The sequence below is a fragment of the Microbacterium sp. LMX7-1.2 genome, from assembly GCF_040675935.1.
Classification (GTDB): domain Bacteria; phylum Actinomycetota; class Actinomycetes; order Actinomycetales; family Microbacteriaceae; genus Microbacterium.
Map to the genome: position 1 here is coordinate 882675 of NZ_JBEGIL010000001.1, position 15169 is coordinate 897843.

A 15169-nucleotide genomic window follows, 5' to 3' on the forward strand; every position below is an offset into this window, starting at 1 on the left:
CGGCGCTGTCTGCGCGTCGACTGGATGCGACGTCGCGGGATCGTGCCGCTCAGCTCCCGAGTACTCGTTCGAGATAGGCGTTCGAGAAGACCCGATCAGGATCGAGTCGGTCACGCAGCTCGACGAAGTCGTCGAAGCGAGGGTAGCTCTCGCGCAGCTGCTCCGCCGTGAGCGTGTGGAGCTTGCCCCAATGCGGCCGCCCGCCGTGTTCGCGCATGATCTGCTCGACGGCCTCGAAGTACTCGGCGTGGTCGGCACGCCAGTAGCGGTGCACCGCGATGTAGCCGCTCTCGCGCCCGTGCGCGGTCGAGAGCCACAGGTCGTCCGCCGCCGCGAACCGCACTTCGATCGGGAACTCGATGCGCCATCCCCGCTGCGCGATCAGCGCGCGCACGGCACGGAATGCCGGCACGACGTTCTCGGCAGGGAGGGCGTACTCCATCTCGCGGAAGCGCACGGTGCGGCTCTGGGTGAGGACGCGATGCGAGCGATCGGTGTAGCGGCGATCGCCCGTGACCCGCACGGCCAGACGGCTGAAGGGCGGTGTGATGGCGGGGACGACCTGCGCGGTGGCGCACACCGCCCGGTACAGGCCGTTCGAGAGCAGGGTCTCGTCGATCCAGCGGCCGACCACGGGCAGCGGCTCCCGCCGCGTCGACTCCGGCATCCGCTGCTGTCGCTTCGTGAGCGCGACGTCGGTGTGCGGGAACCAGTAGAACTCGAAGTGATCGGATGCCGTGACCCGTGCGTCGAGCGTCGACAGCACGTCGTCGAGCGGAGCGGGCTCGTCGATCGCCTGGAGCACGAATGCCGGCACGCACTGCAGCGTCACCTCGACGACGATGCCGAGGGCACCGAGCCCGAGCGCCGCCGCCGGGAGCATCTCGGTGTTGTGGTGACCGTCGATGCGGAGGAACTCCCCTGCCGCCGTGACGAGCGTGAGACCCACGACCTGCGTGGCGAGGCCCCCGAATCGCGCGCCGGTGCCGTGCGTCCCGGTCGAGATCGCCCCGGCGATCGACTGACGGTCGATGTCACCGAGGTTCTCCATCGCGAGACCGTAGGGAGCGAGCAGGCGCGGAATCCGATGCAGACGGGTGCCGGCGAGCAGGGTGACACGCCCTGACGTCGCATCGGCGGCGACCAGCCCCTGCAGGTCGTCGAGCTCGAGCAGCACCCCCGGGGCGATCGCGATGCCGGTGAAGCTGTGTCCGGCCCCGACGGCTTTGATGCCGAGACCCTGCGCCACGGCTGCCTGGACGGCACGTTGCACGCCCTCCGGGCTGCGCGGGCGCTCGACGCGCAGCGGCTTGACCTGCGCCGAACGTCCCCAGTTCTGCCAGGTGCCGCCGATCCGCGTCACAGGAACGCCCTCCCCTCGCCGCGGTACGTCGGCAGCTCGTCGACGACCTCGTCGCCGGAGACCAGGTGATAGCGCTCGATGCGCTCCGCCGGCTCGCCGCTCTTCGAATGTCGGAACCAGACCCGGTCGCCGATGCCGAGCGTCACGGCCTTCGGTCCCTGCAGCGGCGTCTGCACCTCGCCGGCTGCCTCGCGCGGCAGGGTGCGCAGCCCCTCCGGCCACGCGGGAAGCGGCTGTCGGGAGGCGAGGGGCGGCCCCGAGGCGATCCATCCGCCGCCCAGGACGGTCGCAATATCGCGGGCGGGACGCCGCACGACGTCGAAGGCGAACGCCGATGCGGGCGCCGGACGGAACGAGCGGTAGCCGTCGAACAGGTGGCCGCCGAGCAGACCGCTGCCCGCGCTCGCTTCGGTGAGCGACTCGTCGCTGCCGGTGAACTCGAGCGACCCGGTGCCTCCGCCGTTCAGGAACTCCAGGTGCGTGACGTCTGTGAGCGCGGCCACGATCGCCGCACGCCGGTCCCGCAGCTCGGCGCGCGAGCGGGCCTGGACGAGGCGGATGAGGGGTGCGTCGGGCCCTGCGGCATCGCCCTGACCGGCGATCTGCGCCTCGTACATCTGGAGCCCGACGAGGCGGAATCCCGGCCGACGGACGATCCTGCGGGCGAAGGCTGCGACCTCGCCCGCCGTGAACAGTGCGGAGCGGCGAACGCCGATGTGTCCGAGGGCGGCGGATCGCAGCGAGGCGTCGGCATCGATCGCGACCCGGATCTCCGGACGACGCCCTGCCGGTGCGACGCTGTCGACGAGGTCGAGGTGAGCGGGATCGTCGACCATCAGGGTGATCCGTCGTGCGGCCTCCTCCGAGGCGAAGAGCCGCTCGAGGCCGCCGCGATCCACGGTCGGGTACCCCAGCACGATGTCCTCGTGCGTCTCGGCGAGCCAGAGCGCCTCGTCGAGCGTGAAGGCGAGGATGCCCTGGTAGCCGGGCAGCGCGAGCACGGCGTCGAGCACGGCACGCACCCGCACCGACTTCGACGCGACGCGGATCGGCAGCCCGCCCACGCGCACCAGCAGGTCGAGCGCATTGTGCCGGAGCGCTTCGCGGTCGATCACCGCGACGGGTGCGGGGAGGTGACCGGTGGCGGCGGACAGGCGTGGCCAGTACCGCGCGGGATCCTCCCATTCGGGGGCCACGGCGTGGTCGGAGGTGGAGCTCAGGTCGGCGGTGAGGTCGAGCACTCCCCCACCCTACGGCCTCGCCGTACTCGGATTCATCCCTCGCGGGACCGAGTCGCACCGGCATCCCGCAGTAGGCTGACGGTCATGCCCCCGTAGCCCAATGGCAGAGGCAGGCGACTTAAAATCGCTTCAGTCTGGGTTCGAGTCCCAGCGGGGGCACCACACCACCACCCGATCACGTTCGTCTCCGCCGGTTCAGCGCCCGAAGAGGTCGCCGATGCCGGGGATGCCGAGGTCGCCGAGCTTCTGCCCCCACTCGCTCGCGGTGTCGCCGAGCCCGGAGACGGTCTCCCCCGCGGATCCGACGAGTCCCTCGGCTGCGCCCGCGAGCTCCTCGCCGCCGAGTCCGCTCGCGATGGCCTCGAGGTCGACGCTCTGCGCGAGCGCGTCGAAGTCGACGCCGAGCCCCGCCGCCTGTTCGAGGAGCGGGCCCGCGACCGCGCTGCCGACGGCTCCGACCGCGACGACGCCCAGCGCACCCACGGCCGCTCCGCCGACGACGCCTGCGGCGCCCAGGCCTCCCACCCGCGAGAGGAGCCCGCGCATGCGGCCGGGCCGCGCCGCCTCGGTGCGTCCGGCGGCCCGAGCCAGATCGTCGGCCGAGGAGGAGGCGGGACGCTCCCCCGGGGGGAGCTCTGCGTCCATGCGCTGCTGCACCTGCGCGCGCTGCTCGGGCGTGAGCCGCGCGAAGGCCTCGCGGTGGATCTGTTCGACGCGGTGCGGATCCGCGGTCTGCAGGAGGTAGTCGTAGCGTGCGATCGCCGCGCGATCGGCATCCGATCCCTGCGTCGCGCCGCGGCGGCCACCGGCGGGCGGCGGCGCATAGGGATCATGCGCAGGCGGCGGGGCGTACCGGTCGGTCGAGGCGGGCGACGGGCGGCGGTCCTGCGCGGAGGGGCGCTGCTCGCGGCGATTACCGCCGTCGAGGTCGAGCGCTTTCGCGGCCATTCCGAAGAGACGGTCGAGCTTTCCCATGGTGGCGGTTCCTTCGTGTGACGAGCGGACTGCCGGGATCCGGGTACGAGGCTCCGCGGCCGTCCGCGTGTGCGGACGCCCGGTCTCCTCCACCCTCGCGGGCCGGTGGGCCGGGACATGACGACATGTCCGTAGTGACGACCGCACCGCAGATGGGAGTACTCCCCGTGCGCGATCCACGCTAGCGGCCTCGCCTATGAGCCGGGTGCGAGAGCTCCCGAGAAACGCCGAACGCCCCGATTCCGGGCGGGATCGGGGCGTTCAGCGAGCGGATCACTTGACCGTGGCGGTCTCCGCGGACTTCTTCTTCGCGGCGGGCTTCTTCGCGGCGGGCTTCTCGGCAGGAGCGTCGTCGGACACCGGCTCGTCGGCATCCGGAGAGCTCTTCGCGGCGGCGATCGTCGTCGCGGGCTCAGACGAGTGCGATCCGGGCAGCGCGGGAGCCGCAGCGGCGTCAGCCGACTTCTTCGCCGCGGGCTTCTTGGCAGCCGGCTTGACCGGCGCCTCACCCTTGGCGGGAGCCGCCGCCGGAGCCGGGGCGTCCGCAGCCGGACGCGGACGCGCGGCGAACTCCTCGAACACGTAGCGCGGGTTCTGCACGGTCTCGAGGTTCACGAGGTCGCGGCCGAGCCACAGGTTGTTCCACCAGCCCCAGATCACGCGGAACTTGCGCTCCCACGTCGGCATCGCGAGGCCGTGGTAGCCACGGTGCGCGACCCAGGCGACGAAGCCCTTGAGGGCGATCTTTCCGGACTGGAACACACCGTTGTAGAGACCGAGGCCGGCCACGGCGCCGAGGTTCTTGTGGAAGTACTCCTTAGGGGCCTCACCGCGCAGCACGGCGACGAGGTTCTTCGCGAGGAGCTTCGCCTGGCGCACGGCGTGCTGGGCGTTCGGCACGCAGAAACCGCCGACGCCACCGCCGGACAGGTCGGGCACGGCCGACACGTCACCGGCGGCCCAGGCACCCTCGACGAACGCCTCGGACGTGCCGACGCGCAGGTCGGCGCGGGTCTGGATGCGACCGCGCTCCTCGACCGGGAGGTCGCCGCCGCGCACGACGGTCGGATTGGCCATGACACCGGCGGTCCAGACGATCAGGTCGGTCGGGATGACCTCGCCCGTGGAGAGCTCGACGTCGCCGCCGACGGCGCTCGTGAGCTGCGTGTCGAGGTGCACGTTGGCGCCGCGCTTCGCGAGGTCCTTGAGCACCCACTCGCTGGTCTGCAGGGAGACCTCCGGCATGATGCGGCCCATCGCCTCGATGAGGTGGAAGTGCGTGTCCTCGAAGCTGATCTGCGGGTACTTGCCCACGAGCGAGGACGCGAGCGAGCGGAGCTCGGCGAAGACCTCGATGCCTGCGAAGCCACCGCCGACGACGACGACGGTCAGGAGACGGTCGCGCTCGGGACCGGCCGGGAGCGACGCGGCCTTGTCGAAGTTCGACATCAGGCGGTCGCGGATCGCGACGGCCTCCTCGATCGTCTTGAGGCCGATCGCGTTGTCGGCGATGCCCGGGATCGGGAAGGTGCGCGAGACGGCGCCGGCCGTGACGACGATCTGGTCGTACGCGAACTCGTACGGCTCGCCCAGTGGCGGCGTGATGGTCGCGACCTTCTCGGCGTGGTTGATACCAGTGACCTTGGCCGTGAGCACGTTCGTGCTCTTGAGGTGGCGACGGTGCGCGACCACCGAGTGGCGGGCCTCGATGGAGCCTGCGGCGACCTCGGGGAGGAACGGCTGGTACGTCATGTACGGCAGCGGGTCGACCATGGTGACGTCGGCTTCACCCTTGCGAAGGTGCTTCTCCAGCTTCCACGCGGTGTAGAAGCCTGCGTAGCCTCCACCGACGATCAGAATCTTGGGCACAGTGCTGTTCTGAGGCACAGGGGGACAACTCCTCGGGAGTCAGGAATGTGGCGTGCGAGAGCGCGCCGATCGGATGCGCCGAGCGGCTGCGGTGACGCCAAGCGCTATCAGGATACCAGGGACTGTGAGTGCGATGAGCGGCAGGGTACCGTAGCGCAGCGACTCAGCGCTGGGAAGCAGCGGTGAACCGGGGTCGGACGGCGCATCGGCCGCGGGCAGCGGAGGGATCTCCACCGGGGTCGCGGTGGGCTCGGGCTGGGGGACGGTCTCGGCGCGTCGGTACAGACGGACCCACTCGGCGAGGTCGCCCATCGGATTGGCGTCGACCTTCGGGACGTCGGCGGTCAGTGCCGCCTGCGCGTCGATCAGCCCGTACCCGTACAGCGGATCCGGGACGTCTGCCATCCCTTCGACGGGGATCGCGGTCCTGATGATGCGGTTGATGACGTTCGAGGCGTCCAGGTCGGGATGGGCCGAGCGGATGAGCGCGGCGATGCCGGCGACGATCGGCGCCGCGCCACTGGTACCGCGCCACCTGACGAGTTCCCCGTCGGCCGAGACGCCGAGCAGCCCCTCGCTCGGTGCCGAGATGCCGATCGTGATGCCCTGGGTCGAGGCCTCGATGCTCGCCGTGCCCGTCTGATCCACTCCCCCGACCGTGAGGACGCCGGGGATGGTGGCCGGGGCGCCGATCATGTCGGTGCCGCTGCCTCGGTTGCCCGCGGCGACCACCACGACGACGTCGTGCTCGAATGCGTAGAGGAAGGCGTCGTCCCAGCTCCGGTCCCAGTCCAGCGTGTTGGTGGTGAAAGACAGGTTGATGATGTCCGCGCCGTTGTCCACGGCCCAGCGCATGGCCTTCGTGACCTGCTCCGTGAAGGGCACCGCGGCGGCAGCCCCGAAGCCCACCGAGACCGACAGCAGGTTCGCCTCGGGTGCGACCCCGATCATGCCGGTGCCGTCGGCGGCACCGCGGCCGGCCGCGAGCGAGGCGACCCAGGACCCGTGGTTGCCGTCGACTGCGCCGAGGGGGGTGCGCCCGTCGGCCGTCCCCGTCCCGGACACGTCGGTGCCGCCGATCACGGCCCCGTCGAACACGCCCGGCACCTTGCCGATGCCGGTGTCGATCACCGCGATCGTGACGCCCTCGCCGCGGGTGGTCTGCCAGGCCTCGCGGATGCGCGCCCCGTCGAGCCAGTACTCGGCGGCGCGCGTCGGGTCCTGCGGATCGTCGGCCACCGGCGGTGGGGTGGCGGCGCCCAGCAGCAGCACGGATGCCGCGACGGTCGCCGCGGCGACGGTCGTGCGCAGCATCCGCAGCGGGCTCATGGCGTGGTCGTCCCGACGTCGCGCACGGCTGCACCGGGGTCCTCGCACCGGCAGACCTCGGGCGACCACGACGATCGCGCGAGCGCCCGGTCGCCGATGGGGTTCACTCCGGGCCCCGCGGCCAGCGCATGGCCCGCGAGGGCATGCAGGCACTTGACGCGAGTGGGCATGCCCCCGGCGGAGATCCCCTCGATCTCGGAGACCTCGCCGAACTGGGCCCGATCCGCGAGGTAGGCCTCATGCGCGGCCAGATACGCGGCGCGGACCTCATCGTCCTCCTCGAGGAGCGCCGCGAGCTCGGGCATGACCTGCGTCGCCTCGAGGGTCGACATCGCGGCCGTGGCCGCCGGATGCGTCAGGTAGTAGAACGTCGGGAACGGCGATCCGTCGGGAAGACGGGGAGTCGTCGCGACCACGGTCGGGTTGCCGCAGGCGCAGCGCGCCGCGATGCCGAGCACCCCGCGCGCGGGACGCCCCAGCTGGGCCGACACGACGGCGAGCTCGGCGGACGTGGGGGCGGGATAGGGCGGCGTGGTCACCGTACAAGCGTACGGGAGGCCCCGACGCGGATGCTCCGAGAACGCCCGCGCGGCGGCTCAGCGCGGGGCGACGGCTGTGTCGCTGAGGCCGGCCGAGGTGAGGCTGCGCAGCAGCTGCGGCATCCAGTCCGTCGGCGTCTCCTCGAGCGTGTCACTCACCGGCCCCTGCTCCTGCGGCAGCGCGGCCGGATCGAGGTCGTTGTCGACGAGGAACACGACCTCGCCGGGTTTGACGTAGTAGAGACGCTCGCGCGCCTGAGTGGTGATGTACGCCGGGTCCTCCCAGCGCTCGCGCTCCTTCTCGAGCGCCGTGATCTGCTCCTCGGACACCTGGATCGACTGCTCGAGTGCGGCGATCTTCTGCCGCTGGTCGATGTACGTGCCGAGGGTCGGCACGAGCACCCAGGCACCGAGCACCACGAGCGAGAGCATGATGACGGAGAAGGCCGAGAGGCGGATGCCGGACGCCCACTCGCGCACGTCCACCCGGCGTTCGCTCGCGTCTGCGCGCGTGCGAGGCGATCGTGCCGTCCGCGCCGCGGCCGGGGCGGTCTCCGTCGGACGGCTTCCGCGCGGAGACGCCGAAGGAGGAGCCGGTCGTCGTGCCACGGCTCCTCCTCCGGGTTCAGACCTCAGGGGTCCGGTGAATCGTCGTCAGCTGCGCTCAGCCCTGGTAGCGGGGGAACGCGGAGCGGCCGGCGAACACCGCGGCGTCGCCCAGCTCCTCCTCGATGCGCAGAAGCTGATTGTACTTCGCGACGCGCTCGCTGCGGGCAGGCGCACCCGCCTTGATCTGACCCGCGTTCGTCGCGACCACGAGGTCGGCGATCGTCGTGTCCTCGGTCTCGCCGGAGCGGTGCGACAGCATGGCCGTGTAGCCCGAGCGCTGGGCGAGGCTCACCGCGTCGAACGTCTCGGTGAGCGTGCCGATCTGGTTGACCTTGACGAGCAGCGAGTTCGCGACGCCCCGCTTGATGCCGTCCGCGAGGCGGCTCGGGTTCGTGACGAACAGGTCGTCTCCGACGAGCTGGACCTTGGAGCCGAGAGCGTCGGTCAGGAGCTTCCAGTTGTCCCAGTCGTCCTCGGCGAGCGCGTCCTCGATCGTGACGATCGGGAAGTCGTTCACGAGCCCCTGGTAGTACTCGATCAGCTCGGGGCCGGTCCAGTCCTTGTTGTCGAGGCGGTACACGCCGTCGGAGAAGAACTCGGTCGCGGCGACGTCGAGGCCGAGGGCGATGTCGGTGCCGGGCGTGAAGCCCGCCTTCTCGATCGCCTTGACGAGGAAGTCGAGCCCCTCGCGGTTGCTGGGCAGATCGGGGGCGAAGCCGCCCTCGTCGCCGAGGCCCGTCGCGTAGCCGGCGGCCTTCAGCTCGCTGCGCAGCACGTGGTAGGTCTCGACGCCCCAGCGGAGCGACTCCGAGTACGTCTCCGCGCCGATCGGGGCGAGGAAGAACTCCTGCATGTCGATGCCGTTGTCGGCGTGCTCGCCACCGTTGATGACGTTGAACAGCGGGACGGGCAGCACGTGGGCGTTGGGTCCGCCGAGGTAGCGGAAGAGCGGCAGGTCGGCCGAGTCGGCCGCGGCCTTCGCGACCGCGAGGCTCACGCCCAGGATCGCGTTCGCACCGGTGCGCTGCTTGTTCTCGGTGCCGTCGGTCTCGATGAGGATCTCGTCGACGATGCGCTGCTCGCTCGCCTCGACACCTTCGAGGGCCGGTCCGAGCTCGTCGATCACGGCCTCGACGGCCTTCAGGACGCCCTTGCCGCCGTAGCGGCTCTTGTCGCCGTCGCGGAGCTCGTACGCCTCGAAGGCGCCCGTGGAGGCACCGGAAGGGACGGCCGCCCGCTGGACGACGCCGTCGTCGAGGAGCACCTCCACCTCGACGGTCGGGTTTCCGCGCGAGTCGAGAATCTCGCGTGCGCCTACAGCCTCGATCAGTGCCACTGATGTGCTCCTTGTTCAGAGAGAAGGGTGTGTGGAGCGTCGTCGATCCGCGCCCAGTCTAGCCCGCCGAGGGTCGACGCCCGAGGCGGGATCGTCGGCTCACACGACGACCGCGATCGCGACGCCGTCCCAGCCCTTGATGCCCACGGTCTGCAGGGCTGTCGCGTCGAAGCGGGGGTCCTCGCCCAGCATCCGCAGTCCGTCCCGGGTGCCGACCACCTTCGGATCGGTCGAGTCCTCGCGTACGATCTCGCCCTCGCGGCCGATGTTGTCGAGCACGATCACGGTGCCGGGGTGCCCGAGCTTCGCGGCCCAGTCGAGGTAGATCGTATTGGACTCCTTGTCGGCGTCGATGAACACGAGATCGAAGCCGCCGACGAGCGTCGGCAGCACGTCAGCACCCCGCCCGATGCGGATGTCGACCCGGTCGCCCACGCCCGCCGCGTCGATGCTCGCGCGTGCGACGGCGGCGTTGTCGGCCTCCGCCTCGACGGTCACGACCCGCCCGTCCGCCCCGACGGCCCGTGCGAGCCAGATCGTGGAGTAGCCGCCGAGCGTGCCGATCTCGAGTACGCGCCGCGCGCCGCTGATGCGGGCGAGCAGGTGCAGCAGCTTGCCGCCGACAGGGGCGACCTCGATCTCGGGCAGACCGGCCTGGCGCTGCGCGGCCAGGGCTGCCTCGAGGTCCGGGTCGTGGCCGACCAGCACGTCGGCGAGGTAGGCGTCGGCGTTCGACCAGGCTGCGGGCGTGGAGTCCATGCCCTCAGCCAACCCCGCGCGCCGGCCGGGGTCAAGGGGCGGCAGGCGGGGATGCCGGAGTGTCCGCTTTCGGGGGCGCCACGCCGAGCTCGGGCTGCCGTCGGAACTGCCCCGTGGCGAGCAGCGCCGCGATGACCACGGACGCAGCGATCCACCCCGCGACGCCGAGCGGCCCCGCCAGGGCCTGGTCCGGCTGTCCGGCGGCGAAGATGAGGACCAGCCCCGCTGCGGCATTCAGCGACCCGTGGGCGACGACCGCCGGCCAGATCGATGCCGATCGCAGGCGCAGCCAGCCGAGCAGCACGCCCCAGGCCACGCAGCCGACCGTCATGAACAGCACGCCCGATGCGTCGGTGCGGCCGAAGTTGTACCCGAGCAGGATCACCGGGCTGTGCCAGAGCCCCCAGATCGCGCCGCTGAGGAGCAGGGTCGGCCACGTGCCGAGCGGCCGGAGCACCGGCAGCAGCCACCCGCGCCAGCCGAGTTCCTCACCGAGGGCAGGGATGCTGTTCAGAAGCGCGCCCAGCGGGAGGAAGGCGAGCTGTGAGAACACGATGACGCCGACGGGAGGCATCGGCGTCCCGGGCGGCAGAGCCTGCTCGAGCTGCGCCGAGAGCGCCGCGAACGTGAAGTCCAGCTGCACGAAGCCGAGTGCGACGGCGATGAGGATGCCGAGGACGACCACGACCGGAGGACCGAGCCAGCCGACCAGCAGGAGCCCGATCACTCTCTTCGCGGGCCGCAGGGGCCAGAGGCCGAGGAACCGCAGCCGCGCACCCCGCGCGGGGTACCCGAACGCGAACGTCACGATGAGCGCGGCGACGGCGGGGGTCAGCATCATCGCGACGAGGATCAGCGGGGCAAACGGCTCGGCGAGCCCGTCGCCGAGCCACAGCGGGAGCGCCACGAGCCAGGCGAGCCCGCACGCGAGAACCACGAACGTCATGACGGCGGGCCAGCGGACCCGACCCTGAGCGATCACGATGTTGCCTCCCCCGCGCTCGGGGCCGGACGCTCCGAGCGGCGATCGACATAGGTCTGCAGGAGCGCGGCGGCCCCCTCCGCACCGTCGATCGTGACGAGGAAGGGCTTGCGGTCACGACGGGACACCTCGACCGCCGGCCCGCGACGTGTGACGATCCCCGTGCGGCCGTCGACGGAGATCCGCCACCCCCACCCGCCGAACTCGCCGAACGGCGACACGTCGATCGCACGCGCGCTCACGACCTCGTCGATGGGGATGCGCATGCGCGGGCGTCCCAACAGGGAGCGAGCGGTGAAGCCCTCGGGCGTGACGCTCACGCGATACGAGGCCGTGGCCGCGAGAGCGAGGGCGACGACGACCGCGACCACGGCGACGATCCATCCTCCGGCGACTCCGGCACTGAGCATGACGGCGGCGAGCGCGACCATCCCGGCGAGCACGAGACCGAGGAGGATCAGCACCCCGCGCGGCATGGTGGCGCTCGCGAGCCAGACGACACGCTCGTTCGCGGTGACGTTCAAGTCGCGCCTCGCCGTCAGGGCCTCCCCGTCGGGAGCGCGGTACTTCGGCTGCACCAGCCAAGCGAGAGCGCCGACGAGGAGCAGTCCCGCGACGGCGATGCCGAGGACACCGCCGATACCGGGGATCTCCGCTCCCGGTGCGAGGTCGCGCTGGATCCACAGCGAGCCGAGGCTCGTCGTCGCGGCGAACACCGACATGCCCGCGGCGAGCGCCCCCATCAGCCGAGCGGCGCCACCCCACTGCCCCCGTGCCGCGACAAGGGTCGTCACGGCCATGAGCAGCGGGACCCCGAGGCCGATGCCCAGCAGCACCCACAGATACAGGGATGCCGGGCCGTAGCCGTCGGCACCCTCGAGGCCCCAGTGCGTCGCGACCTCCGCGGGGAAAGCAGGGAGCCACCCCGCGAGCACGATCGCGGCCACCGTCGTGATGACGAGGGGGACGGCGAGCGCGACCACGAGGAAGAGCAGTCGAGCGCGTCGCAGCGGGCTCGATGGGCGGGTTCGGGGGCTGGTGGTCGTCATGGCTGTGCCTCCTCGGTGTTCTGCGTGGATGTCGCGGTGCGCGCTCTCGACGGCTCGTCCCGCGCGGGGTGGTCGGGTCGGCCGTCGGCGTGGGCACGGATGATCCCGGCGAGGATCTCGGCGGACACGCCCATCTGCGCGGCGCGACCCACCAGATCGTCGATCTCGTGGGCGAGGTCGGCCAGCGGCGCGGCGGCCGCCGAGATCACGGCCCCTCGCCCACGCCGGAGGTCGATGAGCCCCTCGTCGCGCAACCGCTGGTACGCGTGCAGCACCGTGTGCTGGTTGATCCGCAGCGCCGTGGCGACCTCTCGAGCGGCGGGCAGCCGGTCGCCGGGAGCGAGCACGCCGGCGAGGAGGTCGGCGCGGATCGATGCGGCGACCTGGTCGTACAGCGGCCGCGCACTGTCGGGGTCGACTCTGATCAGCATTCGTATCACCCTCCTGTTCGCTAGTAATTCTATGACAAATAGAACAACTGTGACAACCTCCAGAGGAATTCCGCGCGGGAGGACGGCGTTCCACACTGACCTCATGCGCATCACACCTCGCCGCCTCGCGATCGGCATGAGCCTCTGGATCCCGAACCTCTTCAGCGGCATCCGCATCCGTCGCTTCAGCGAGGACTGGACGCACGCTACGGTCGAGCTGCACGTCAACGCGTTCACGCGCAACTACGTGGGGACCGCGTTCGGCGGATCGATGTCGGCCATGACAGACCCGTACTTCTTCATGCTCGTGATGCACCAGCTCGGACGCGACCACGTCGTCTGGGACACCCGCGGCGAGATCGAGTTCCTGAAGCCCGGCCGAGGTGTGCTCACCGCGGAGTTCGAGGTGCCGCGCGAGAAGGCGGAGGAGCTGCGCGAGCGCGCTCGCGGCGGCGCCAAGGTGCTCGAGTGGTTCGAGACCGAGATCACAGATGCGCAGGGCGACGTCGTGGCGCGGGTGCGCCGCGAGGTCTACGTGCGCGAGAAGAAGCGCGTCACCGCGGAGCGCGGCTGAGAACCCCGCGACGGACCCGATACCAGCCGTTCACCCGTGCGTGCCACGATGGCCGGATGCCCCTCGCCCGCCGCCTGACCCTGGGAGACGCCGTCGCCATCGGTCTCGGATCCATGGTCGGCGCGGGGGTGTTCGCCGTGTGGGCTCCTGCGATCGGCGTCGCCGGCAGCGGCATCCTTGTCGCCCTCGCCATCGCCGCCCTCGTCGCGTACTGCAATGCGACGGCGTCGGCGCAGCTCGCCGCGGCCCACCCCGTCGCCGGCGGCACCTACGCGTACGCCCGCGTCGAGATCGGACCGTGGTGGGGCTTCGTCGCCGGCTGGAGCTTCGTGATCGGCAAGATCGCGAGCTGCGCGGCGATGGCGATGACGTTCGCCGCCTACGCCGCCCCCGAGAGCTGGCGCGTCCCCGTGTCCGTCGCCGCGGTCGCCGCGCTCACGGTCGTGAACTGCTTCGGGATCACCCGGACGGCGCTGCTCACGCGCATCCTCGTGGCCTGCGCGCTGCTCGGACTCGCTGTCGTCGTCGCATTCGGTCTGGGCTCGACCGCGATCGCCTCTCCCCCACCGCTCGAGGAGGCCACCGCGTACGGGGTCCTGCAGGGCGCGGGCCTGCTGTTCTTCGCGTTCGCCGGCTACGCGCGCATCGCAACCCTGGGCGAGGAGGTCGTGGACCCGGCGCGGACCATCCCTCGGGCCATCGTCCTCGCGCTCGGCGGCGCCGTGGCCGTCTATGCGCTCGTCGCCGTGACGGTCATCATGACCCTGGGAGCGGATGCCGCAACCAGCACCGCTCCCCTCGTCGACGTGCTCACGGTCTCGGGCTGGCCTGCGCTCGCCCCGGTGGTGCGCGTCGCCGCCGCGGCGGCCTCTCTCGGCGCCTTGCTCGCGCTGATCACCGGGATCGGGCGGACGACCCTCGCCATGGCGCGCGAGTCCGACCTCCCCCGCGCGCTCGCTCGCATCGACGAGCGGTGGCAGGTGCCGCGACGAGCCGAGATCGCGATCGGGGTCGCGGTGATCGGAATCCTGCTCGTCGCCGACCTCCGCGACGCCATCGGCTTCTCGTCGTTCGGCGTGCTGCTGTACTACCTCATCGCCAACGCGGCGGCCTTCCGACAGGGCGCGGCCGCGCGGCGCTACCCCCGAGCGCTGCAGGTGATGGGCGCGCTCGGATGCCTGCTGCTCGTGAACACCCTGCCCGTGCTGGCGTCGCTCGTCGGGACGGCGGTCGTTCTGATCGGGGTCCTGTACCGGGCGATCCGACTGCGCATCGGGATCAGTCCGCCGTCGTCGGACGGCCGCGCCCGCTGAGCGCGATCTCCGCGGCGCGGAGCACCGCCGGCAGCAGCGCCTCGGCCGTGCGGCGATACCCGAGGGGGCTCGGGTGGAACCGGTCGAGGCTGAACATCGCCTCGGGATCGTCGAAGAACATCGGTCCGACGGCGCGGCGCAGATCGACCGGCACGGCCCCCGCGGCGCGCGCGGTCCCGGTCTGCGCCTCCGCGAGACGACGGGACAGACTCGACACGAGCCGGCGCAGCGGCTGGGGAACCGGACGCAGCGCGCCCAGGTCGGGGCATGTCCCGACGACGACTTCGGCCCCTCGGGCTCGCAGTTCGTCGATCGCCCGACGAAGATACCGGGTCGAGGTCGACACCGGAAGCCGGTGGGTGACGTCGTTCCCGCCGACGACGATCACGGCGACGTCTGGCGCATAGTCGACGGGGAGCCCTGCGAGTTGATCGTCGAGGTCGGGCGACTCCGATCCGACCACCGCGATGGTGCGCAGGCGCACCGGCCGGTGCAGACGACGTCCGAGGCCATTGGCGAGGCGTCCGCCCAGGGTCTGCTTGCGCGTCTCGGCACCCAGCCCCGCGGCGAGCGAATCACCGAGTACGAGGAGCTCGACCGGGTGGCCCTCGAGCCTCCGGCGCCAGACCCGGTCGGCGTCGATCGACTCCTCGCCGAGCGGCTTGCCGATGCGGCCCCGCGCGATCGCGGCCTGGCGGGTGAGCACCGCGCGGACGCCGAACACGATCGCCACGGCGGCGACGCCGATGCCGACGAGGACGGCGAGGTACCGACGATGCATGCCTCGATTCCACCGGACG

15 protein-coding genes and 1 tRNA gene are annotated in these 15169 nt (G+C 71.5%); 3 read left to right on the forward strand and 13 right to left on the reverse strand.

The annotated features are described in order from the left end of the window. Window positions 1-49 precede the first annotated feature (49 nt). Both MRBLMX7_RS04460 and MRBLMX7_RS04465 read right to left on the reverse strand, forming a co-directional pair. A complete protein-coding gene (locus tag MRBLMX7_RS04460; protein ID WP_363366373.1) occupies window positions 50-1363 on the reverse strand; it encodes a D-arabinono-1,4-lactone oxidase in 1314 nt (437 codons plus the stop codon). Beyond that, window positions 1360-2604, reverse strand: a complete 1245-nt coding sequence (locus MRBLMX7_RS04465) for an alanine racemase (protein WP_363366374.1) — start codon at window positions 2602-2604, stop codon at window positions 1360-1362. The genes MRBLMX7_RS04460 and MRBLMX7_RS04465 overlap by 4 nt, the downstream gene beginning before the upstream one ends. Window positions 2605-2690: 86 nt before the next feature. Here MRBLMX7_RS04465 and MRBLMX7_RS04470 point away from each other — a divergent pair. Further along, window positions 2691-2766: transfer RNA gene (locus MRBLMX7_RS04470), tRNA-Leu, on the forward strand. 33 nt (window positions 2767-2799) lie between these two features. On the opposite strand, the gene MRBLMX7_RS04475 is transcribed toward MRBLMX7_RS04470, so the two are convergent. From MRBLMX7_RS04475 to MRBLMX7_RS04520, 10 genes are all read right to left on the reverse strand, one after another. Further along, the gene (locus MRBLMX7_RS04475) at window positions 2800-3579 is read right to left on the reverse strand and encodes a cation-transporting ATPase (protein WP_363366376.1); all 780 of its coding nucleotides are present in this window, start codon (window positions 3577-3579) and stop codon (window positions 2800-2802) included. Window positions 3580-3852: 273 nt separating this feature from the next. Continuing rightward, the gene (locus MRBLMX7_RS04480; RefSeq protein WP_363366377.1) at window positions 3853-5448 is read right to left on the reverse strand and encodes an NAD(P)/FAD-dependent oxidoreductase; all 1596 of its coding nucleotides are present in this window, start codon (window positions 5446-5448) and stop codon (window positions 3853-3855) included. A 39-nt stretch (window positions 5449-5487) separates the two neighbouring features. Beyond that, the gene (locus MRBLMX7_RS04485) at window positions 5488-6777 is read right to left on the reverse strand and encodes a S8 family serine peptidase (RefSeq protein ID WP_363366378.1); all 1290 of its coding nucleotides are present in this window, start codon (window positions 6775-6777) and stop codon (window positions 5488-5490) included. Continuing rightward, window positions 6774-7316, reverse strand: a complete 543-nt coding sequence (locus MRBLMX7_RS04490; RefSeq protein ID WP_363366379.1) for a DUF501 domain-containing protein — start codon at window positions 7314-7316, stop codon at window positions 6774-6776. Before MRBLMX7_RS04490 ends, MRBLMX7_RS04485 begins: the two co-directional genes overlap by 4 nt. Window positions 7317-7373: 57 nt before the next feature. Next, on the reverse strand, window positions 7374-7802 hold the full coding sequence (locus MRBLMX7_RS04495; protein ID WP_050721499.1) for an FtsB family cell division protein: 429 nt from the start codon (window positions 7800-7802) through the stop codon (window positions 7374-7376). 178 nt (window positions 7803-7980) lie between these two features. Beyond that, entirely contained in the window at window positions 7981-9261 is a 1281-nt protein-coding gene (gene eno / locus MRBLMX7_RS04500) for a phosphopyruvate hydratase (protein WP_050721500.1), read from the reverse strand. Window positions 9262-9360: 99 nt separating this feature from the next. Next, the gene (locus tag MRBLMX7_RS04505; protein WP_050721501.1) at window positions 9361-10020 is read right to left on the reverse strand and encodes an O-methyltransferase; all 660 of its coding nucleotides are present in this window, start codon (window positions 10018-10020) and stop codon (window positions 9361-9363) included. Between the two features lie 31 nt (window positions 10021-10051). Continuing rightward, window positions 10052-11002: a CPBP family intramembrane glutamic endopeptidase gene (locus MRBLMX7_RS04510; protein ID WP_363366380.1), complete on the reverse strand. Its 951-nt coding sequence runs from the start codon at window positions 11000-11002 to the stop codon at window positions 10052-10054. Further along, entirely contained in the window at window positions 10999-12051 is a 1053-nt protein-coding gene (locus MRBLMX7_RS04515; RefSeq protein ID WP_363366381.1) for a DUF1648 domain-containing protein, read from the reverse strand. The genes MRBLMX7_RS04510 and MRBLMX7_RS04515 overlap by 4 nt, the downstream gene beginning before the upstream one ends. After that, window positions 12048-12482: a GntR family transcriptional regulator gene (locus tag MRBLMX7_RS04520; RefSeq protein ID WP_363366382.1), complete on the reverse strand. Its 435-nt coding sequence runs from the start codon at window positions 12480-12482 to the stop codon at window positions 12048-12050. Before MRBLMX7_RS04520 ends, MRBLMX7_RS04515 begins: the two co-directional genes overlap by 4 nt. Before the next feature lie 103 nt (window positions 12483-12585). On the opposite strand from MRBLMX7_RS04520, the gene MRBLMX7_RS04525 reads away from it, so the two are divergent. Together MRBLMX7_RS04525 and MRBLMX7_RS04530 are read left to right on the forward strand one after the other, a co-directional pair. Beyond that, the gene (locus tag MRBLMX7_RS04525; protein WP_363366383.1) at window positions 12586-13056 is read left to right on the forward strand and encodes a PaaI family thioesterase; all 471 of its coding nucleotides are present in this window, start codon (window positions 12586-12588) and stop codon (window positions 13054-13056) included. 56 nt (window positions 13057-13112) lie between these two features. Next, window positions 13113-14369 (forward strand): APC family permease, encoded by a 1257-nt coding sequence (locus tag MRBLMX7_RS04530; protein ID WP_363366384.1) that lies wholly within the window; start codon window positions 13113-13115, stop codon window positions 14367-14369. On the opposite strand, the gene MRBLMX7_RS04535 is transcribed toward MRBLMX7_RS04530, so the two are convergent. After that, complete coding sequence (locus MRBLMX7_RS04535; protein ID WP_363366385.1) at window positions 14335-15150, reverse strand: SGNH/GDSL hydrolase family protein; 816 nt, start codon at window positions 15148-15150, stop codon at window positions 14335-14337. The genes MRBLMX7_RS04530 and MRBLMX7_RS04535 overlap by 35 nt on opposite strands. Window positions 15151-15169 lie beyond the last annotated feature (19 nt).